Annotated in this window: 8 protein-coding genes and 1 tRNA gene; 3 read left to right on the plus strand and 6 right to left on the minus strand. The window is 67.7% G+C overall.

Annotated features, from left to right (window positions below):
- Window positions 1-173: 173 nt before the first annotated feature.
- Both QSK26_RS28705 and QSK26_RS28710 read right to left on the minus strand, forming a co-directional pair.
- Window positions 174-6,488: an RHS repeat-associated core domain-containing protein gene (locus QSK26_RS28705; protein WP_285778399.1), complete on the minus strand. Its 6,315-nt coding sequence runs from the start codon at window positions 6,486-6,488 to the stop codon at window positions 174-176.
- A gap of 78 nt (window positions 6,489-6,566) precedes the next feature.
- Window positions 6,567-12,146 carry a LamG-like jellyroll fold domain-containing protein gene (locus QSK26_RS28710; RefSeq protein ID WP_285778400.1) on the minus strand — a complete coding sequence of 1,860 codons (5,580 nt, stop codon included), beginning with the start codon at window positions 12,144-12,146 and terminating at the stop codon, window positions 6,567-6,569.
- An 828-nt stretch (window positions 12,147-12,974) separates the two neighbouring features.
- Between QSK26_RS28710 and QSK26_RS28715 the strand changes: the two genes are divergently transcribed.
- Window positions 12,975-13,979 (plus strand): AraC-like ligand-binding domain-containing protein, encoded by a 1,005-nt coding sequence (locus QSK26_RS28715; RefSeq protein ID WP_285778401.1) that lies wholly within the window; start codon window positions 12,975-12,977, stop codon window positions 13,977-13,979.
- A gap of 32 nt (window positions 13,980-14,011) precedes the next feature.
- On the opposite strand, the gene QSK26_RS28720 is transcribed toward QSK26_RS28715, so the two are convergent.
- Complete coding sequence (locus QSK26_RS28720; RefSeq protein ID WP_285778402.1) at window positions 14,012-14,509, minus strand: HAD domain-containing protein; 498 nt, start codon at window positions 14,507-14,509, stop codon at window positions 14,012-14,014.
- A gap of 135 nt (window positions 14,510-14,644) precedes the next feature.
- Here QSK26_RS28720 and QSK26_RS28725 point away from each other — a divergent pair, with 135 nt between their 5' ends.
- The gene (locus QSK26_RS28725) at window positions 14,645-15,658 is read left to right on the plus strand and encodes a DUF6461 domain-containing protein (RefSeq protein WP_285778403.1); all 1,014 of its coding nucleotides are present in this window, start codon (window positions 14,645-14,647) and stop codon (window positions 15,656-15,658) included.
- A 610-nt stretch (window positions 15,659-16,268) separates the two neighbouring features.
- Here QSK26_RS28725 and QSK26_RS28730 read toward each other — a convergent pair.
- A complete protein-coding gene (locus QSK26_RS28730; RefSeq protein WP_285778404.1) occupies window positions 16,269-16,856 on the minus strand; it encodes a hypothetical protein in 588 nt (195 codons plus the stop codon).
- Between the two features lie 583 nt (window positions 16,857-17,439).
- Window positions 17,440-17,513, minus strand: a tRNA-Arg gene (locus QSK26_RS28735).
- Between the two features lie 531 nt (window positions 17,514-18,044).
- On the opposite strand from QSK26_RS28735, the gene QSK26_RS28740 reads away from it, so the two are divergent.
- Window positions 18,045-18,431, plus strand: a complete 387-nt coding sequence (locus QSK26_RS28740) for a VOC family protein (protein ID WP_285778405.1) — start codon at window positions 18,045-18,047, stop codon at window positions 18,429-18,431.
- Here the strand turns inward: QSK26_RS28740 and QSK26_RS28745 are convergent.
- A complete protein-coding gene (locus QSK26_RS28745) occupies window positions 18,428-19,759 on the minus strand; it encodes an MFS transporter (protein WP_285778406.1) in 1,332 nt (443 codons plus the stop codon). The two genes, QSK26_RS28740 and QSK26_RS28745, sit on opposite strands and share 4 nt — an antisense overlap.
- Between the last annotated feature and the right edge of the window lie 23 nt (window positions 19,760-19,782).

The following is a 19,782-nucleotide window of genomic DNA, read 5'->3' on the forward strand; positions in this document are numbered from 1 at the left end:
CCGCAAGAAACCAGACAATATTGTGAAACTTGGGCATATTATCCCCCGGGCACATACCGCGACGAGAACGTCCGGCGGACCATTCTTCCGGGGGTTTGTCTTCCGTTCACCGCAGGGCCGCAAACGGCGATCGACGCCTTTTTCCTTTTCCCTGTCCCTTTGTTAGTGTCGTGCTAGTAGCCGTAGCCGCCGCGGACGAAGTCCCACATGGAGTCCCTGGCGTTCCTGTACCAGGTCTTGGGGCCGTGGAGCCGCCCGGCCCGGGTCTTGCCGCGTTGATGGTAGCCCGAGACACGGGGCTGCCCGGTGACCCAATCGTCCACCTTCACCGACACGCCCCGGCTGAGCTCGAAGCCGTAGGCTGTGCGTTTGCCCGTGTAGTCGGTCACGACATAACCTCCGGCACCCACTTTCTTGGTTTTGTCGCCGCCTGCCACTTGAACGCCGGAGTAGGAGTCCCACGTGCCGGGCGTGGTATTCAGCCCGTCGATGTCCGTGTGCGGAGCGACGAAGCCGCCGACGGCGGCGTCAATACCGATCCCGGTCGACATACCGGTCTTGAAGGTGCCGGCGAAACCGAAGCCCTTGCGGTCGGCGACAGAGCACAGTTCGACACCGAACGAAGCGGTGAAACTGATGCTGATGCCGATACACGAGCCGGCGACGCCCTTCTTCGGCTTGCTCGGCGCCTTGGGCTTGGGCGGCGCCGGTGGTGGGGGCGTCGCGTCGGGAATGCCGGGCTGCCGCAGCAGGGGCCTTCGGCCGGGTGCGACCGGACCGGCGAGGTAGGCCCATCGGCGCGCGGCGATGTACCAGTTGCCCACCGCGAGGTATAGCTGGCTGGTGAAGAAGTTCAACTGGACGTGCACCAGATAGAGGTTCTGCCGGGCGAGGTAGTCGTAGTTGCCGTAGCGGTACCAGAACTGGCGGTAGCCGATGAGATAGACGGAGGTCTTGGGGTACCGGCCGTCCGGGTCGGACAGGGTCGCCGGGTTGTTGTCGGCGTAGTTGTAGCCGTTCATCTGCTGCGACCGGCCCATGGTGATCTCCGGATCCACCGAGACGAACCGGCCGGTGCCGGGGTCGTAGCCGCGTGCGCCGAGCGTCGTCAGATCGGTGGAGGAGTCGACGATGCCTCCGACGAAGCCCTTCTCGTTCCCGGCCGGCCACTCGCCCGCGCCTGCCCGCACCTGCCCGAAAGGCGTGTAGCGGCGCCGGCTCAGGGAGCCGTCGACGGCGTCGATGGCCAGTTCGGCGGTGCCGTGGTGGTCGTTGACCAGGAAGGTGACCCCGGCGCCGGTTCGCATGGTGTTCTGGTAGTAGCGGGTGGCCTTGGCCGTGGGCCGGCCCTTCTCCAGCCGGATCTCCAGGTCGGGAAGGTAGAGCGTGGTACCCGCGGGGTCGTGGCGGAGCAGCCGTTCACCCTCGGCGGTGTAGAGGAAGCGGGTCTCTCCCTTCTTGTCGTCGACGACCTTGACCAGCTCACCCTCGGAGTCCCAATGCAGGGTCTGCCTGCCGGAGGAGGTCGTCCGCGCCGTGGTGTTGCCGGCCTGGTCATAGCCGTAGGAGGCCGGGACGCCCGTCACCTCGGAGAGCTGGTGTCCCTTGAACTTCGGGTCGACGCCGGGGTTGCCCGCATAGCGGTAGGCGCGGGTCGCGGTCTGGGCGCCGCCGGACGGGCCGGCGCCGTAGTGGGTCTCGCCGGTGCGGTTGCCGGTGTCGTCATAGGTGTAGTTGACCCGGTACGGCGCCGGCCCGCCGATCGTGGCCTGCCCGGGGTCGGTCGCACACCCGGCGGGGCTTCCCGCGGGCGCCGCCTGGGTCCAGGCGTCGGCGAGCCGCCCCAGGTCGTCGTAGTGGAAGCACTGGTCGTCCACCCCGTCCCTGGAGGTGTCCGTGGCCTGCACGAGGTTGCCGGCATCCGTGTAGCGGTACTCCACGCTGCGGTCGGTGCCGGACATGCCGGCCTGCACCGTGGTGGCCTTCCTCAGCCGCTGCGTGCCGTACTCGTAGGAGAAGGTCTGGTCCACCTGTCTGCCGGCGGCACCGATCGACAGGCGCTGGCCGATCGGCTTGCCGGTCTTGGTGTAGTCGGTGCCCACCAGGTAGGTGGACAGGTTGGACCCCATCTCCACCAGCCGGCCGAGGCCGTCGTAGGTGTACGTGATGTTCTCCGCCGGCAGGTCGCCGGCCGCCGGGCTACTGGACGCCCGCACGCTGCCGTCCAGGTTGTAGGCGGTGTCGAAGACGTAGCCGCCTTCCGGAGCCAGCGCGCCCTCGGCGCTCGGGAGCAGGAACCGCTTGCGTGTCGGCCGGTTCAGGCCGTCGTAGACGTCGATCTGTGTGGTGTACCTCGCCGTCCCCACGATGCGCGTGGCGCTGGTGAGCTGCCCTTTGCGAACCGTGTCATAGACCCATTCGGCGACCTTGGCGCCGGGGGTCGCCGACGTGGCGTCGTACATCGCGGTCCTACGGCCGAGCCCGTCGTAGGTGACGGCGAGCTTCTTGCCCCGCGCGTCCTCGGTCAGTTCGAGTTGGTCCAGGTCGTTGTAGCCGAACTTGGTGACACCCTTGTCCGGGTCGGACGTCTGGATCCTCCGGCCGCGCAGGTCGTAGCTCGTCGTCCAGACGTGTCCGCCCGGCCCGGTGACCGACTCCTCCAGGCCGCGGTGGTCGTATCGGAAGACCGTGGAGACGTGGCCGGCAGCCCGGTGCTCACGGACCTCGGTCCTGCGGTCGTGCGCGTCGGTGTACGTGGTGACCGGTGTGCCGCCCTCCGGCGGGACCACCTTGGTCCAGTCACCGCCGTACTCGTAACGGGTCCGCCACCGCTCCTGCACATCGCTGCTGCCCACCAGCAGCCGGTCGGCCGTCTTACGGCCCTGGCCGTCGTAGTCGAAGACGTGCTGGGTCTCGATCTGGCCCGGGTCGGCCACCCCGAAGAGCTCCGGCGCCGGCTCGCCGTCGGCGTAGTAGCTCTCGTAGGTGCGGTCCACCTGGCCCGCGGCGTTGTAGAAGGTGTCGGAGATCAGCCGCCCCTTGGTCGTGCCGTCGAGTCCCGTCGCCTGTACCTGCCGCTGCCGCAGCCAGCCGTCGAACAAGGTGTAGGACACCTCCTGGCCGCCCTCGGCGGTGATGGACCTGGTGGCGACGGCGACGATCGCGTTCGGCCTGATGAGGTACTCGAACTCCTTGTCCGGCACGGCGGTGACGGCGCGGCCGCCGGTCCACACCTTGACCAGGTGCCCGGCCGCGTCGTAGCGGATGGTGGTGGTCCTGCCGCCGGCGTCGGTGTCGCCGGTCGGGCTGCCCCACGCCGGGTCGAGCACCTTGACGGTGGTGTGCGCCGTCGCGGCGTCGCCGCCCGTGGCCGGTGGGGTGGTCTCCTCGACCTTCGTGGTCAGCCCGTGCGTCTCGGTGAACCGCGTGGTCGTCGTCCTGCCGGCGACGTCGGTGACGGCCTCGGCCCGCCCATAGCGGTCGTACCTGGTACGCGTCTCGGCGAGATGGGTCACCGAGTTCGCCGTGGCCTCCTTGGCCTTCTCCACCAGGGTGGCGTCGCCACGGGTCGGCGCGGCCTTGAAGGCGCCGTCGTCGTAGTACGTGCGCTCTTCGGAGATCAGGTCCCTGGCCAGGTCCGGCGTGTCGGCGCAGCGCCGGGCCACGGTCCTGACCTGGGCCGGCCTGGCCAGGATGCGGGTGCCGTTCGCGGTGAACGTCGTGGTGACGCACTTCTCGTCACCGGTGACGGCGATGTCGCCCTCGTCGTCGACCTCGCTCGGCGCCCCGGTGCTGAGGTTGAAGGAGTTGACGGTCGTCCTGGTCGACCGCCAGCCGCTGTCGATCCGCTTCATGGTCCGGCTGCCCGCGACCCCGGTGAGGTTGGCGGTGACCGTGATGGTGCCCTTGTCGATCGTGCGGGTGCGGGAGGCGGTCTGGTGATGCCAGGGCTTGTTCACGGTCTTGCCGACCGGTTCGCCGCCGGCTCTGTCGTATTCGATCGTCTTGACGGCCATCCCCTGCAGCGACTCGTGGTCGGGGAAGGAGCCACCCTCTCCGTCGCTGACCATGACCTGTTTGGCGCCGCCGTCGGCGTTCAGGCGGTCGCCGTGCATGCCCTGGAAGAACCAGTGGTCGGTCTGGGCCGGTGCGGCGCCGGTGACACCGGTCCGCACCCGGACCTTGTCGTACCCCTGCCATTGGGACCAGGTCCGGTACTTCTCCTTGGTGAGCCCGTCGTCGTCGGTGAAGCGCCAGGCCGGCTCGCCGATGCTGTAGTCGTAGTCGGTCGCCATGTCCGGTGAGCCGCCGGTGAGGTCGCTTTGCACCAGCTGGGTCACCACGTACTTGTGGAACCAGTCCAGGGTCGGATCGGCGTCACCGCCGGACCTCTCCCAGAAGACCGGGAAACAGCGACGGTGGTTGGCCTGCGGGCTCGGCGTGTCGCCCACCCTGCAGTCCGGCGCGGAGTAGTTGACATCCAACACGCCACCGGTCTCGTTGGTGATGGAGCCGACCCGGTTCTTGACGAACGGCCCGACGTCGTCTCCGAGGATGTCCACCCTGTTGGGCCTCGGGGTGTAGGCGAAGCTGACCGGCGGCATCGTCACCGCGGTCGCTCCCGCGTGGCCCTTGTGGACGATCGACTTCAGCAGCAGTTGCCGGTCCACGTCCGCCGTGCCCCAGTCGTGGGAGAACGACCAGGAGTCCACGGCCCGGTGGCCACTGCCGTCATTCTTGATCACCTTTGTGGTCGCCTCGACGACACGCTTGCGCGTCCAGAAGGTGGGGGCGTACGTCCCTTTGTAGTCCGCGCACTTCGTGCCGGCATCGCAGTTGAGGTCCCAGGGCACGTCCTCCCAGTACGCCGGATGGTCGGCGATGTTGGACTCGGCGCAGTCCGCGGCGGAACGCAGGCACCGCTCCGCGACCGTGAAGTCCACCCGGGCCGGGGCGTTGGCCGGATATGGGTTGTCGCTGTTCAGGCCGTATTCGACGCTCTTGAGGTAGCCGCCCCTGACATAGGGCGTGTCGTCCGCGGCCCGCAGGTTGCGCCCGTAGCGGTTGCCCTCCTGCCCGTAGTAGTAGACGATCGCGTTCCCGTGCGGGTCCTCGACGTAGTCGAGATTCCACCGCCAGGCCTGCTGGCACCACGACTGGGCGAAGGCGTCGGCGTGGCAGGGCTCGTTGTCGTCGTCACCGAAGATCGGCACGGTCCAGGTGGATCGGGTTTCCGGCTTGCCGGAGGCCCAGCCTGCCAACCGGTTCTTCCCGAAGAAGTAGCGTTTCCCGTCCGGAGCGGTGACCACCCAGTACTCGTTGTCGTCGTCGCCGTTGTCGGTGTCGGTCTCCGACCCGGTGAGTTTCCGGATCCGGGTGCCGTCGTCCTTGCGTAACTTCCACTCGTCGGCACCGGACTGCACCAGCTCGCCGCCCTTGCCGCCCAGCGTCAGGACCGCGTTGTCGTAGCCCCAGCACTGGTCCATCGGGTGGACCTGGTAGGTGCTGTCCTTGGGAACGCCGTCGTCCTTGCAGGATCGGTATCTACGTTCGATGTAGCCGGGCCACAGGTCGAAGCCGTCCCCGACCTGCGAGCCCTGGTTGTTCGAACTGGAGGTGCGCCCGTCGATGGACGAGGAGGAGTAGGACACGACGAGTTCAGGGGTGAGCCCGCCGGGGACCGGCGGCGTCCGCAGGGGATAGGACCAGGCGAAGTCCCCGGTCTGCGTGCCGACCTGCCAGGTGGCCGAGGCCGCCAGTTCGGTCGCCTTGTAGTCCCCCTTGGCGCTGTCGGCGCTCGACGTCGCCGCGAACACGGCAGGTTCGGCGGCCGGCTCGACCTCGGCCGCGATCGTCCTGGATCGGGCGTCGTTGGTCGCCGGGACCGGGGTTGTGGTCCGGCACTCCGGTCGGTCAGGTGTCGCCAGCGCGCACGCGGGCAGGCTCACCAGCCGGAGCCGCGATCCGTACGAGCCGCCGAACGCCTCGGCGAATCCGGAGTAGTCCAGCCGCAGGCCCACCTTTCCCGGCACATCGCCTATCCGGCTCACGGTGAACACCACGCCCGTGACGCCGGTCCGGACAGCGGCGGCACGATCCAGCATCCGCACCCGGACCCTGCCCGGCTCGGCGCCGAGAGTCTGGGTCGCCGCCGGGGCGGCGACCCAGACCGGCAGGTTTCCCGCCCGCTGCCCGTCGCGGGCGCGGGCCGCGTCCCCCAGCGCCACTTCGGCCTGACCGGCAGCCGGCCAGCGTACGACCGGTTCCGGAGCGCGCGGGCTGTCCTTTCGAGGCTTCACCTTCAGGGTTTGGCCGGCCACCACCGGGTCGTGGTCCTCGGGTTCGGGATGGCCCCGGCCGGCCTGCGCCGTGCCGTATGCCGGCGTGGCCGCGAGCAGCCCCGCCACGAGGGCGGCCGTGAGGCCCATGGACAGGAACCGGCGGACCGGCCCGATCCTCAACCGCGTCGATACACCGCGGACGGTCATGCGAGATCCTCCGAGCACGTCGTGGAGTGAGGCGGAGAGAGCGGGCCGGTGGCCGGGAGGCCACCGGCCCGCGACAGGTCAGCCGGGAATCGAGCCGATCTCCGTCGGCAGGGCCAGCATGTCGATGAGCTGCCGGGAAGCCACACCGCGCAGCACCCACACGTCATCGACCATTCCGGCCCAGGCCCTGCCGTTCGGGTAGGCGCCGCCGGTGAGGCTTCTGCCCACCTGCAGCGAAGCGATGGGGCCGAACGGCCGGGTGCGGTGGCGGAGGGACAGGTTGTCCGCTTCGGCGGTGGCCTCCTTCTCCCCGTTCACCCACAGGGTGACGGTGGCCTCGATCGCGTCGTAGGTGACGGCGATGTGGTCCCAGGGTTCGAAGACGCCCTGGTGGAACATGGAGTGCTCCACACTGGCCGTGTTCGCGCCGGTGCCGTCCTTGTCGGGCACGTCCAGCACGTAGCGCTGCTTGTCCGGGTCGTACCTGACCGTGATCGCACTGTTGTGTGATCCGGTCAGGCCCAGCACGATCATCGGCCGGGTCGGGGTGCCCGGGGTGGACACCCACGCCGAGACGGTGAAGCTGTCCCGGGTGTCGATCACGGGCCCGTTCGCCACGGCGTAGTCGTTGTTGCCGCCCGGCAGTTCGAGCGCTCCGCTGGGAGTGCCCGCCGGCGACTTCACCAGCACCTTGGACCAGTCTGTGGTGATCTTGGCGGCGCCGTTGAGCGTCAGCGGGTACGCGACTCCCTGACCTGTGTCAGGGCTGCTCGCCGGGGTGCCGGTCGCGGTGTTGAGGTGCCACTTGCTCTCGATCAACGGCTTGATCGCGAACAGGTCGTGCACCTCGTCGGCCGACACCACCCGGTCGTAGACCCGGACATCGTCGAGGGGGCCCGGCACATAGTCAGCGAACTGCCCCCGCCAGATGCTCCGGCCGATCTGGAACGCGCCGCCCGCCGCCCACACCGGACCGAGGTCGGCGGGTATGCCCTCCACCCCGTTGACATAGAGCCGCAGCTTCATGGTCACCGCGTCCTGCACCCCGACCAGGTGGGTCCACACGCCGGGCCTGGCCGGACCCCTGGATTTCGCGATGCCGGCCGTGCTGGCGTTCCCGTCGGCCACGGGCCGCGACAACCGCCACGTCTGGTCGGTCGGGTCGTACTTCAGGTAGAAGCCCGCCATCTGTGAGCCGATCTGGCTGGCCACGGTGAAGTGGGTCGTGGGCAGCGTGGCCGGCATCTTCACCCACGCCGACACGGCCAGGTTCTTGGTGGTGTCCACCACCGGCCCGCTCGTGGCCGCGTAGGCGGTGGTGCCGTTGAGCCTCATCGCCGTGCCCAGCGCGCCGGGCACGCCGAGGGCCGCACCGCCCTGCGGGGTGGCCGGATGGCCGCCTCGGGGCGAGGAGTCGGCCAGTTGGGGCGCGCCGGCCGGTTCGTCCAGTTTCCAGTGCGCCTTCGGGGCCGTGCCGTCGGCGACCCAGAACTCGTAGGTGCCGGTCGACCAGTTGTTGGCCGCGTCCCAGGCCGTCAGATACAGCGTGTTCAGTCCGGCACGGGTGGGCATCGCCTTGACCGACTCGGTGTTGGCGGCCTTGACCTGGGCGGCCCCCTCGGAGGGGGTGGTGTTCATCGCCCAGGCGTACTTGGTGACCCGGGTGTCGAACGTGACGGTGAACGTTCCGTACCGGCCGACCCCGTTGGTCGGGACCTGGTTCGGGTTGCCCGGGTCGAGCGCCGGATACCCGTCGGCGCCGGTGGAGGTGATCTTCGCCGCGGGCAGGGCCCTGGCGTCGTAGACGAAGTAGCAGGCCGTCGCGTTGCCCGACCAGCTCCACGGGCTCCATGCCCGGCCGTCGTAGGCGCGCACCCCCCAGTGGGCGACGACGCCCTGCGGGACCACGCCGGTGGGGATCTTGACGCTGAACGAGGAGTGGCGCGCCCCGCTCGCGGACATCTTCACCACGGTGCCGAGGTTCTTGGTCTTCTTGACGCCGTTCTCCGTCCACAGCACGTGGAACTGCGCCCTGAGCTTCTCCCCCTCCACACCCTTGTTGTCAGCATCGGTGAGGTTCTTGGCGAACAGGGTCGGGAGCTGGTTGAACCTGGCCGGCTTCTCCGGGCCGGTGCACGGGCCGCCGGGACTGGAGGAGAGCTGGCTCATCTTCGGCTGCGTCGGCGGGGTGTTGTAGTGCACCCGGACGAACGCGTTCCGGTCGAACCGCTTCCAGGCGAGCTGGTCGCCGCCGTCGCGGGCACGGAGCCCGAAGGTGGTGTTCGACCAGCCTCCCTTGGCCGCCTGCTGCACCGCGCTGGTCACGTTGAACAACACGTCACCGGCGGGACAGCCGGAGTTCCAGCCCTTGGCCACGTTCCTGCCGTCCAGCCGGCGCACCCAGTTGTCCGATGTGGAGTTCCAGGTGGAGCCCGGCCCGAAGCTCTTGGCCAGGTAGATGTCCACGACCCGCTTCCTGCACGAGGTCGCGAACGTCTCCTGCACGTGGAACTCGGCGGAGATGATCTGCTTGTGCGCGAACCTGGCGGTGGGGACGCGGTAGAACAGCCGCTTCTCGTACCACCCGTTGCAGTAACGGCCAGCGGGCGGGTAGTCCCGAGGGCATCGTCCCATGCCCTCGTTCTTGCTGAAGTTGTACTTCCCCCATCCGGCGCTGGAGACCATCAGCCGGGCCGACGCCCTGGGGGTGTCCCACATCGGGTCGATGTAGACGGGGTACGTGGTGTCGGCCCCGTTGAGCAGGGCCGGGTCCGGCTTGAGGGTCAGCTCCCCGTCGGCCACGGTCGTGGTCACCGCGGCGACCTTGGAGGTGTCACCGGGCTGATCGGCCGAAGCCTCCGTGACCGGGCTCTCGACCAGTTCCTCGGCCGGCGGCTCCGCGTCGTCGGCCGTCATCCGCGACTGCTGCGCGGCGGGCGCCGTGGAGTCCCACATGATCGGCGGCGGGGCCTCGTAGACCACGCCGCCCGTGGCTTCGTCCACCGCCTGCTGGGTGCCGTCCTCCGTCGTCCGCACGGTCAATCCCGGCGCGGACAGCCCCAGCCTGACGGTGGCCAGGCCGGGATCCTTGGCCGCCTCCGCGGTCTTCACGACCAGCACGTGGGAGAACCCGTCCGGCTCCACCCGGACCCGCAGATCCACATCCGGGCCCAGGACGCGGGGGTAGACGGCGGCATCGCCGTCCAGCCAGGGTTCGGGCAGCGGCGTCGGCCAGGTCAGCGACATCGGCCGGCCCGCGCGGTCGATCGTCACCAGCGGGCCGCTGCCGCCGCCGGACAGCCGGATCTCCGTGACCGTGGCCTTCGGCACGATCGATCCGTCGGCCTGCTCGCGCAGCGTGGTGTCGACGGGCACCCAGATGCCGTCCTTGAGGACCCGGACCGGCTGGAAGTGTTCCTTCGAGGTGAAGCTGCCGTCCGGGGTGGCGTAAACCTCACGGGTCTCACCGCGTTCGGACAGCACCTCCACCAGCTGCCCGGACGAGGCCGCGGACGCGAGGGCCTCCGCCTCCGTCTGCGCGGGCTCCTTCGCCACCACCCAGGTGTTCTCGACCAGGGACACGTTGTCGACATGGGCCGTGAACGCGCCCTGCCCCCCGAGCTGGAGCGCCACCTCCGCCACAGCGGTGTCTACCGTGGAGGTGAACGGGAAGGAGAAACGCTGAGTGGCCGTCTCCAGACCGACGGCCTGGGTGAACGCCGCGTTGTACGGATCCTCCCCCTCCTGCACGGCCACCTGCACCGTCACGTCGGCCGACGCGCGAGCGTCGAAGGACAGCGTGTAGGTGCGTCCGCTGGTCAGGGGCTCGATGCGCTGCACGACCACGGCGCCCGCCGGGTCGGTGGCGCCGTCGGCGACCGTGGCCCGCAGTTCCCCGTTCGCGACGGTGAGCGCGAGGTTGCCCGCGGACGACCACGGCGCGGGCGAGGAGCCGTCCAGCGTTCCGTTGCGTACGAGTTCGGTGTCGGACGGCTCGTCCGGCCACGCCAGTGCGCCGAGCCTGACCGGCTCGTTCGCCGGCACACCGATCGCAGCCGCGACGTCGGCCGGCAGTGCCGCGCCTCCCGACTCCGCCGGGCTTCCCGGGATCAGCCGGTAGTCGCCGCCCGCCGCGTCGACGAGGTAGCCGGTCTCCTGATAGCGGGAGCCGGCATCGCGCCCGGTCGCCGCCTGGAACTCCGCCAGCGATCGATGGTGCACGCTCGCCCCGGTCCTCCGTGACCACTGCACCAGCGTGCCGGGGGTGTCGGGGGCGTTGCGCGAATACCCGTTGTGGTGCATCTGGCCGGCCGGGATCATGCCGTCCCCGCCGACCCGGCGCCCGGACTCGGCGGTGTTGTTGTCAGTGGTGTTCACCAGCGGCGCGGCGCTGTCACCCCCGGCGATGACGTTGTTCATCAGCGTGGTGTCGGCGGTGTCCCAGGTGATGCCCAGGGCCCTTTCCGCGTCCGTCGGGCAGTTCGTGTCGTCTCCGGGACACGTCGGCCGCACGTCCTCCTGCACGGACATGGCCTGGGCGTTGCCGACGGAGGTGTTGTTGATGATCCTCACCTTGTTCGACCCCAGGATGCTCAGGCCCGTCAAGCCGTTGCCGGCCAGCACGTTGGACGCGAGCAGCGCCTGCCCCGACACCTTGTAGTGCAGGCCGTGGCCGGAGTTGGCGCGGATCAGGTTGCGCACGGCTGTCACGTTGAAGCAGGACAGGTCGCACAGGAGACCTGCGCCCTGGTTGGCCTCGAAGACGTTGTCCCGCACGGTCGCGTTGACGGCCCGGGTGGCCATCATCCCGGCCGCCGTCAGGTGGTAACCCTTGTGGATGCCGAGTCGCTCGGTGTTGTTACGCAGCACCCGGTTGCCCTCGACCGTCAGGCCGGCCGACTTCTGCGCTGTGATGCCGATGTACCCGTTCTCCGCGATCACGTTGCCGCTCACGCGGACGTCGTCGGCGTTGACCAGCAGACCTGTCGCCGCGTTGTGGATGACGGTGTTCTTCTCGAAGACCATGCCCTTGGCGTGGGTGATCAGCGCGGCCGGTTCCTTGGTCTGGTTCTGGCTGGTGCCGTAGTGCGCGAAGCCGAGCCCACGGACGACCGAACCGTCCGCACCGGCGAAGAAGTGCATTCCGCTCTTCCTGGCGGTGATCTCGACTCTCCGCCCGGCCGGGTCGCTGCCGAGGTAGGTCTTGTCCACCGATCCGTCATGGAAGAAGGTGCCGGCCCCGACCTCCTCGCGGGTGGCCACCTGGCGAAGCGGCTCGCCGTCAAGGAACACCATCTGCGGGTCCCCGCCGACCGGGTTGTCGTCGTTGTAGTGCCCGGGATTCATGCACTCGTCATACGCCGGCGGTGTCGCCCGGCACACACTCTCCGGGTTCCAGTCGTCCAGCCGCCAGGCGTCGCCGTCGGCCACCAACTGGCTCGACGGGATCTCCCGGCTGCCCTTGAACCAGACCTTCTCACCCGGGTACGGCTGCAGGGTCACCGGCGCCTCGACGTTGCCCAGCCGTTCCCGGTACTCTCCCGCACGCAACACGACCGTGGTCATCCTGCCGGCCACCGCCTTGAGCACCGCCGCCCCCGCGGTCCGCAGCGGAGCCTCCCTGCTCCCCGGGTTGGCGTCGTTTCCCGTGGGAGCCACGAAGATCGCATCAGCGGGTACGGGATACGACGTCGAGATGATCGACATCCAGGGCGTGGACGTCGATGTGGATGTTGCGGCAGTGGCCGGCTTCGCCACCGGACCCGGCATTGTCAGCACACTCGGCGCCAGCATCGCCAGCGCCGCGGCGACAGCCGTACTTCGTAAGCCCATGCACTTTCCTCCCCTGATCACCGTCGGCACTTCATCGGCCGCACTTCATCGGCCGCTCGCGCGACGCCGCTGTCCCGGCTCGGCACGGCGCCGCGTCCTTGAAGGCTCGACGGGCTTCTGGTTTCCTCGCTCGCCGGCTGACAGCCGCGGACAGCGCCCCAGGAGGAAACAGCGAGGCACGGCAACCCCGCCCCCCGCCGTCACCGGCACAGCCGTCATGCCCCCACGACTCCGCACACCGCGCTCCCCGTCGACGTCAGCCGGCAGACCCCATCCGGCGGCCGTCGCTCAAAGGTGACGGCGACAGGTAGAGGCCCCGCTGGAACCATTGACCCGCCTACGCCGAGGCCGGCGCCGGCCGATCGGGGCCAGAATCTCCCGGTATCCGGAGCGATGTCGTTGGCATGAAGCGCACATCTCTTACCGTCACGCGCACAAATCCGGTGGTTCATCAACGGTGCCGGCGCGGTGCGTGACGACTGCGCAGTAACCGTCCACGGCCGCCCGAACCGCGGGACGGCAAGAAATGGATTTGCTGACCGGATCGTTCACCGGCAGCCCCGAAGCCGGACCGAACGGGGTGAGCATTAGGCTGCTCCCGCATCCCTTCTCTCCGCAGCGCTCTGACGGTCCATCTCCTACACCGAGGGACACATGGCGATAGAGACGATCTTCCGGAGCAATAACCTGCCGGCGCCGCAGCGATATGACAGCTGGTGCGAACTGACCGCCAAAACTCTTTTCCCCACCATTATCGCCAGCGAGTACACGTCCGCCTTCCAGGCGGAACTGGGAATGGCGGACCTGGGTCCCGTGCAGGTCACCGCGATGACGCACTCCCCGCTCACCACCCGCCGGCCTCCGCACCTGATCCGGCGCTCCGATCCGGAGATGTACCTGCTGGCGATGTTCCGGCGAGGCAGTGCGCGATTCTCCCAAGCCGACCGGCATCTTGCCGCAACCGAGCACGACCTGCTGCTGTTCGACACCTCGCGGCCATTCGTCAGCGAAACACATGCCCAGGAGAGTGCGTGCGCCGAAGTCATCGTCCACGTTCCCCGGACATTGCTGCCCCCGCCGCTGAACTCCGCGGTCAACGGGATCACGCCTGCGCTGCTGCCCGCCGACGTGGGCATCGGGGGTCTGCTCAGCGGGGTTCTCCAGCACCTGATCACCGATACGGGCCCTTTGCGCCCTGCGGACACGGTGCGGATCGGCGGTATCGTGCTGGACCTTCTGACGTCACTCCTCGCCCACGAAGTCGAAGCCGACGCCCACATCCCCCCGGAAACACGTGCGGCCACCCTGGACGTGCAGATCCATGCCTTCATCGAGCGGCACCTGGATGATCCGCTGCTGTCGTCGTCCATGATCGCCGATGCTCACCACGTCTCGGTCCGGTACGTCCAGAGGATCTTCCAGCGGCGAGTCCAGACGATCAGCGACTGGGTCAGGGAACGTCGGCTCGATCGTTGCCGCCGGGACCTCGCCGATCCGGCACTGGCGTCACGGCCCGTTCACGCCATCGCCGCCCGCTGGGGTCTGCCCCACCCGCAGCATTTCAGCCGGGCGTTCCGAAAGGCCTATGGCATGGCGCCCCAGGACTACCGGCGGATGGTCTTGTACAACGTGAGCCAGGAGCCCATCAACCAAAAATGATTCCCGTCCTTTTCCATGTGGACTGCGGGTGTTCACAAGGCTCGAAGCCATTGATCGAGCGCCGCGAAGTCTTCGTCGCCGAGTCCCCGGTACGACTCCACGTGGTGGAGGAGAGCCCGGCCGCTGTGGTGCGCGGAGACCCACTCCCTGTCGGCATCGGTGATCTCGTCGTCAACCCAGGCGAACGGGCGTCCGCCCGCCCAGTTCACCAAAGTCCGGGTCTTCCAGCAGAGCCCGAACCACCGGTCCTCACGTTCATGTCGGCGGGTTGACTCCGGCCAGCTCACGACAGGCAGCCGCGGCAACCCGATTCGGGGTACGATCTCGGCATTCGCCGCGTCCTCCCAGGTCGTCGCCCAGACAAGTTCGCAGGGCAGCGCTGCCAGCCGACGCCCCACCCCGGAGGAGAGCCGCGCCAAACGGGATTCCGGCGCAGCAACCCGCGGTACGCCCCGCGGATCCTCGCCGAACGGGAGAAGCGGCCCGTCGACATCGAGGAAGAGCAGCGGGCGTTCGATACGGCCGGTCATGCTGCGGTACCTTGCCACATTCGGCGAGCACGCCGCATTTCGAACCTGACTCTGGAACGCACCAGGCGGAGCACGCTGACCGAGGGTGGAGAAGCCCGTCCAAACGGTTGCCGAGCAGATTGATGGTGATCATCAATGGCTGAAGAAGAGTTGAAGTACTACCGGAAGTTGCTCGATACCCACTATGTTCTGCGTGGCAACACCTGCACATCCTGGACCAGGATTCCGGATGTCACGGCGGTTGCTTCATGTTTTGGAGATCTGGTGGACCCGGTGGGTAAGTGGACCCTCCTCCATGCCTCTGAGTACAGGGATGAGCATGACCCGTCATCCGTCGAGGAACAAGACCCGATCGTTCTCCTCGATACCCGGTCCCGGTGGACGATCGCCATCGAGCCCGATGGCCGCGAGGCCACCGCTGCGGAGGTCATGCGTCGACTCTCTGCCGGGGGAGAGGCATTCTGTATCTTCGGAGGCGGCAGTCCTGAGTGGCAGTATTCCCGGGACGGCGGTAAACCCCTTCGGGTCAAACACATCAAGGATGATGAGCCAGACGTCCGTGTGCTGGGCGCCCTGATAGGAGACCTGCCGTGCCGGGAGGATTCCTCCGGCGAGAACTGGCTGGAGGCCGCCTACACACTCGCTGAGCGGATCACAGGAGTGCGACTCGGCGATGCGTGGCTCAGGGAACCTCATGACGGCTACATCATCCGGAAAACTACTCGTGATGTATTGCCGGAGAATCTGCGCGATCATCCCATCTTGCTAGATCCGGAAATAGCGGCGATCGCTGCTGACCCGCATGGGCATCGCAGGAAAGTGGTGGAGTTGTCTGCGCGAGTCGCAGTGGAAGTCACCGGCCTCGGAAGCGAGGTGATCCGCGACGCGTTGGCGGCGGCAAGCTCCAGACTCGTCCCTGCGGAGCTGTGGAAACAGGTGCAAGAGCTCGCCCTTCAGAGCGGGCGACACGATCTCCTGGGCACCCTCTCTGCTCAAACCGCGGCATTTAACGCCCTGCTGGGCGCGCTCGATCCGAACGACAGGCGAGCCGCCGGACTCGCGTCTCACTGGGCCTCGCGAATTGAAGGCGGTACCTCCGATCAGCGAGCTCGTCTGGCGGTATTACAAGCATGTGCGAAATATCTCTGAACCTTTGGCAACGAATCCGCACGGGTACCTCCGGAAGCAGCGATGCCAGCGTGATCCCGATGAGCCGCTCGGCCAGGAGGAACGCCGGCACTTCGTGAAGGTGATCAGCTCACACATTGGACAAGGGTGACCGCATACGCTCACTGCCAGCCGTAGACAGCCGGACACGAAGGAACCCGCTCCGCGCCAGCAGCGCAGGTCAGGCGAAGATTCCGCCGCACACCGATGGCGCGCCCCGCAGCTTCCGAACTGCGACCGTCGGATTAGAAGTGGATTGATCTTTGGATGCTCCACGCTACGGTGACCTGCCGTTATGGCCCATGGCATGAAGTTGCTCCCCCATGACAGGGCCTTTGATGCCGGGCTTCGACCCCGCCCGTTTCCGGTCGAAGCCGCCAGCCTGCTACCGGGCCTCCTGGCAGCTACCCGGACCGGACTCCCACCGGCAAGCGACGACGAGCTTACGAACAGCAGGATCTACCGCTACGTCACGGTTTTACCTCCCGTCCTGCTGGGCGCACGAATCGCCGAGGCTGAGGAGTCGGAGCTGCTCTTGAAGGGCGTGGAGAAGAAGGAGTTGGAGATTGCACCACCCAGCGTCAGCACATCTTCAAGATCCAAGCGGGGGTCGCGTGATAGCCAGTCCCGATTGAGGTTGGCCAATCCACTCTTGATCCAGGCGAGTGCCAGTAACGGTTTCGACGATAGCCATCGCGGTGGCCCTCAGCGCAGGCCATTTTCGTCTTGATGCAGACCGCAGGAGGGGCAAGTAGTCGCCCACTATATCCAAACCTATTCCGTGGGCCATAGCTGGGTCCAGGTCAAGAATCTCTACCTGAACCTGCCCATTTTTCGCTACTTTCAACATGCTGCGGCCTGTAATATTCCAAGACACATGCCAGACGTGGTTGTCGGTGGCTAGGCGTTCCAGATTGGGCCCGTAGCCAACATGCGAGAACCCCTCCGGTTCAAAGAGGGCTGTGCATGCGTAGCGGGTATTGATATAGGCGATTTCGGATAATCCGACTTCCAGGTCCGGCAGGAGGCTGCCTTCCGGAAGTGACAGGCGAGAGATGATCTCCGAAATAGGGAGTGACTCTTTCTCTGGCATGAGCACCGTCCAGGCCATGCCCTCGCCCAGCCATTCAATATCTCGCATGAGCTGCTCGTAGCGTCTTACGATCTCCTGAGTCGCCATATATTTCCTTTCTTGTTTGAATTTGCCGAAACCCGCCCCCGCCGAGGTGTAATCGGAGGAGGTGGGCCGCGTACTCAGTGGTTAGGGTTCGGTTGTGATACTTACCTACAAGTGTCAGAGCTAGTGAGCGTAGAGACGAGCCCCTTATACCGGAGTCCGCGGGGGAGAGCTGCCCAGCATCACCTACCGTCGGTATGGGCCAGGGCTCGACAGGATGCGCTGACCCCGGAGGAGTGCGCCTCCCCTCTTGCCAAGCGCGTCTACGACCTTCGCCGCGCCTGCGTCTCGACCTGGCTGATCGCCGGTGTACCGGCCCCTCAGGTCGCGGAGTGGGCCGGACACAGCGTGGAAGTCCTGCTGTGGACCTACGCCAAGTGCACCGTGGGCCAAGACGAGGCCGCCGAACGCCGGATCTCTGATGCCCTCAGGGAAGGGTGAAGCCGATCATGGGCAGGACTTGCGCACGTATTTGGCGCGACCACCCGTAGCCCACCGGCGGCAGCCGTACACCACCGGACACACGCAGAGAGCCTCCGGCCGGCGTTCCCGCTGGTCAGAGGCTCTTCTGGCTGCATGCCGGTAGCGCGCCCTGCAGGATTCGAACCTGCGACCGTCGGATTAGAAGTCCGATGCTCTATCCAGCTGAGCTAAGGGCGCTCTCGCCTAATTGTGCATGATCCAGCGGGCGAGGGTGTATTCGATATCTGAGGTGTGTTGGGTGGGAGGGGGGAGTGCTGGTATTTCTGCTGGTCAGAGGGGGTGATGGTGGTGTGGGTGGGCGTTGGAACGATCTTGGGGGCGGGGAGGTGTGCGGGGTCGTCGCACTGAATCGCGTTCTTGTGGGGCGGGGCGCGTTCGGTGGGGGAGCCGGGCTCGTGGTTGAGGGATGGGGCGCCCGCGCAGGCCGCCAGGGGCTTGAAGGGGGGTTCCATGCCGAGGACGGGCGGGCTGCCGGGGAGCGCGACGGATGGCGTAGGTGGTGGCGACCGTCTCAGCCGGTCGCCGACGTGGGTTACAGGGTGGCCGGCGTCGGGGTGTTCGCGGGCCAGGGGCGGAGGTTCACGATGGGAGGGCCGGTGCGCTGAGTCGCGATGGGAGGGCCGGTGCGCTGAGTTGCGGTGGGAGGGCCGGTGTGGAGTTGGGGGCTTGAGCTGAGGGGGGTCACGGGGGACGGCCTAGGATCGGGGGGTGATCGCTGAGTTGGAATGTGTGGTGCTGGACTGTTCGGATCCGTTGCGGCTTGCCGGGTTCTATCAGGCGGTGATCGGCGGGGTTGTCAACCAGCCGGACGCGCGGTGGTCGCTTGACGACGACTGGGCGACGTTGCACCTGTCGTCCGGTCTTGTGATCTGCTTCCAGCGGGTCGCGGACTACCGGCCGCCGCGCTGGCCCGATCCCTCCCGGCCGCAGCAGTTCCATCTGGACTTCGGGGTCGCGGAGCTGGATCAGGCGCAGGAGCAGGTGTTGTCGTGGGGGGCGACGGTGCTGGACGCCGGGTCCGCCGGGCGGAGCTGGCGGATCTACGCCGACCCTGAGGGGCATCCCTTCTGCCTGGTCCGGCATCGGCGCTCCTAACCGGTCCGGGGGCTCACCTCGTCGTATTCGACCGCGTAGTCCTGGTTGGCGCGGTCCTTGAGGGCCAGGGCGGCGATGACGCTGATCAGGGCGCAGATCGCCATGTAGATCGCGATGGGGAGTGAGCTCTGGTAGGTGGCGTACAACCAGACGGCGATCAGCGGGGCGGGGCCGCCCGAGGTGACCGAGGCGAGCTGGTAGCCGAGGGAGGCGCCGCTGTAGCGGAGCCGTCCGGTGAAGCTCTCGGCGATGAACGTGGCCTGCGGGCCGTACTGGATGTCGTGGATGGGGGAGGTCAGCACGATGGCCAGGAAGACCAGCGCCGGGACGCGGGTGTCCAGCAGCGGCCAGTAGACGAAGGACCAGACCACCATGGCCGCGGCGCCTGTGGCGTACAGGCGGCGGCGGCCGACGAGGTCGGAGACGTAGCCCCAGAACGGGACGGTGAACAGCGAGACGACGCCCGCGATGATGACGTAGAGGTAGACGTCGCTCGCCGCGAAGCCGAGGGTCTTGGTGGCGTAGGTCAGGATGAAGACGGTGAAGATGTAGAACGGCGCCTGCTGGCCGGTGCGGAGCAGCGCGCTGAGCACGATCTCCCGCCAGTTCCTGACGATGACCTCGCGGACGGGGACGCGCTCGACCCGGTTCTCCTCGACGACCTTGGTGAAGACCGGCGTCTCCAGGATGCCTAGCCTGATGTAGAGGCCGACCCCGGCCATCACGATGCTGAGCAGGAACGGGATGCGCCAGCCCCAGTACGGGTCGAGCGGCTGGAAGATCTGCAGGGCCGTGTAGCCGAGCACGAGGCCGACCGGGACGCCGAACTGCGGCCAGCTGCCGAGGAAGCCGCGCCGGCCGCCGCGTGACTTGCCCCATTCGGTGGCGAGCAGCACGGACCCGCCCCATTCGCCGCCGACGCTGATGCCCTGGAGCAGGCGCAGGAGTGTGAGCAGGATGCCGCCCCAGATGCCGATCTGATCGTAGGTGGGCACCAGGCCGACGAGCGCCGTGGCGACGCCCATGGTCAGCAGGGTGATGATCAGGGTGGCCTTGCGGCCGATGCGGTCGCCGTAGTGGCCGAAGATCGCCGCACCGATCGGGCGGGCGGCGAACCCGCCGAAATAGGTGCCGAGGGCGAGCAGCAGCCCCGTCGTCGGGTCGCTCGTCGGGAAGTACAGCTCCGCGAAGATGGTGCTGGCGGCGAAGCCGTACAGGAAGAAGTCGTACCACTCGATCGAGGTCCCCACGGCGGAGGCGACCACCGCCCGGACCAGCTGCCGTTTCCGCTGCTCGCCCGTCGCGTCTGACCGCCGCTCCTCGACCATCTACCGCTCCTCCGGCAGTGCGA

It is taken from the genome of Microtetraspora sp. NBRC 13810 (genome assembly GCF_030268685.1).
Classification (GTDB): domain Bacteria; phylum Actinomycetota; class Actinomycetes; order Streptosporangiales; family Streptosporangiaceae; genus BSRQ01.

Bases quoted from the DNA above. Each gene is read 5' to 3' on its own strand.
- QSK26_RS28705 (WP_285778399.1), bottom strand. From the start codon at position 6,488: ATGACCGTCCGCGGTGTATCGACGCGGTTGAGGATCGGGCCGGTCCGC.
- QSK26_RS28715 (WP_285778401.1), top strand. From the start codon at position 12,975: ATGGCGATAGAGACGATCTTCCGGAGCAATAACCTGCCGGCGCCGCAG.
- QSK26_RS28720 (WP_285778402.1), bottom strand. From the start codon at position 14,509: ATGACCGGCCGTATCGAACGCCCGCTGCTCTTCCTCGATGTCGACGGG.
- QSK26_RS28725 (WP_285778403.1), top strand. From the start codon at position 14,645: ATGGCTGAAGAAGAGTTGAAGTACTACCGGAAGTTGCTCGATACCCAC.
- QSK26_RS28730 (WP_285778404.1), bottom strand. From the start codon at position 16,856: ATGGCGACTCAGGAGATCGTAAGACGCTACGAGCAGCTCATGCGAGAT.
- QSK26_RS28745 (WP_285778406.1), bottom strand. From the start codon at position 19,759: ATGGTCGAGGAGCGGCGGTCAGACGCGACGGGCGAGCAGCGGAAACGG.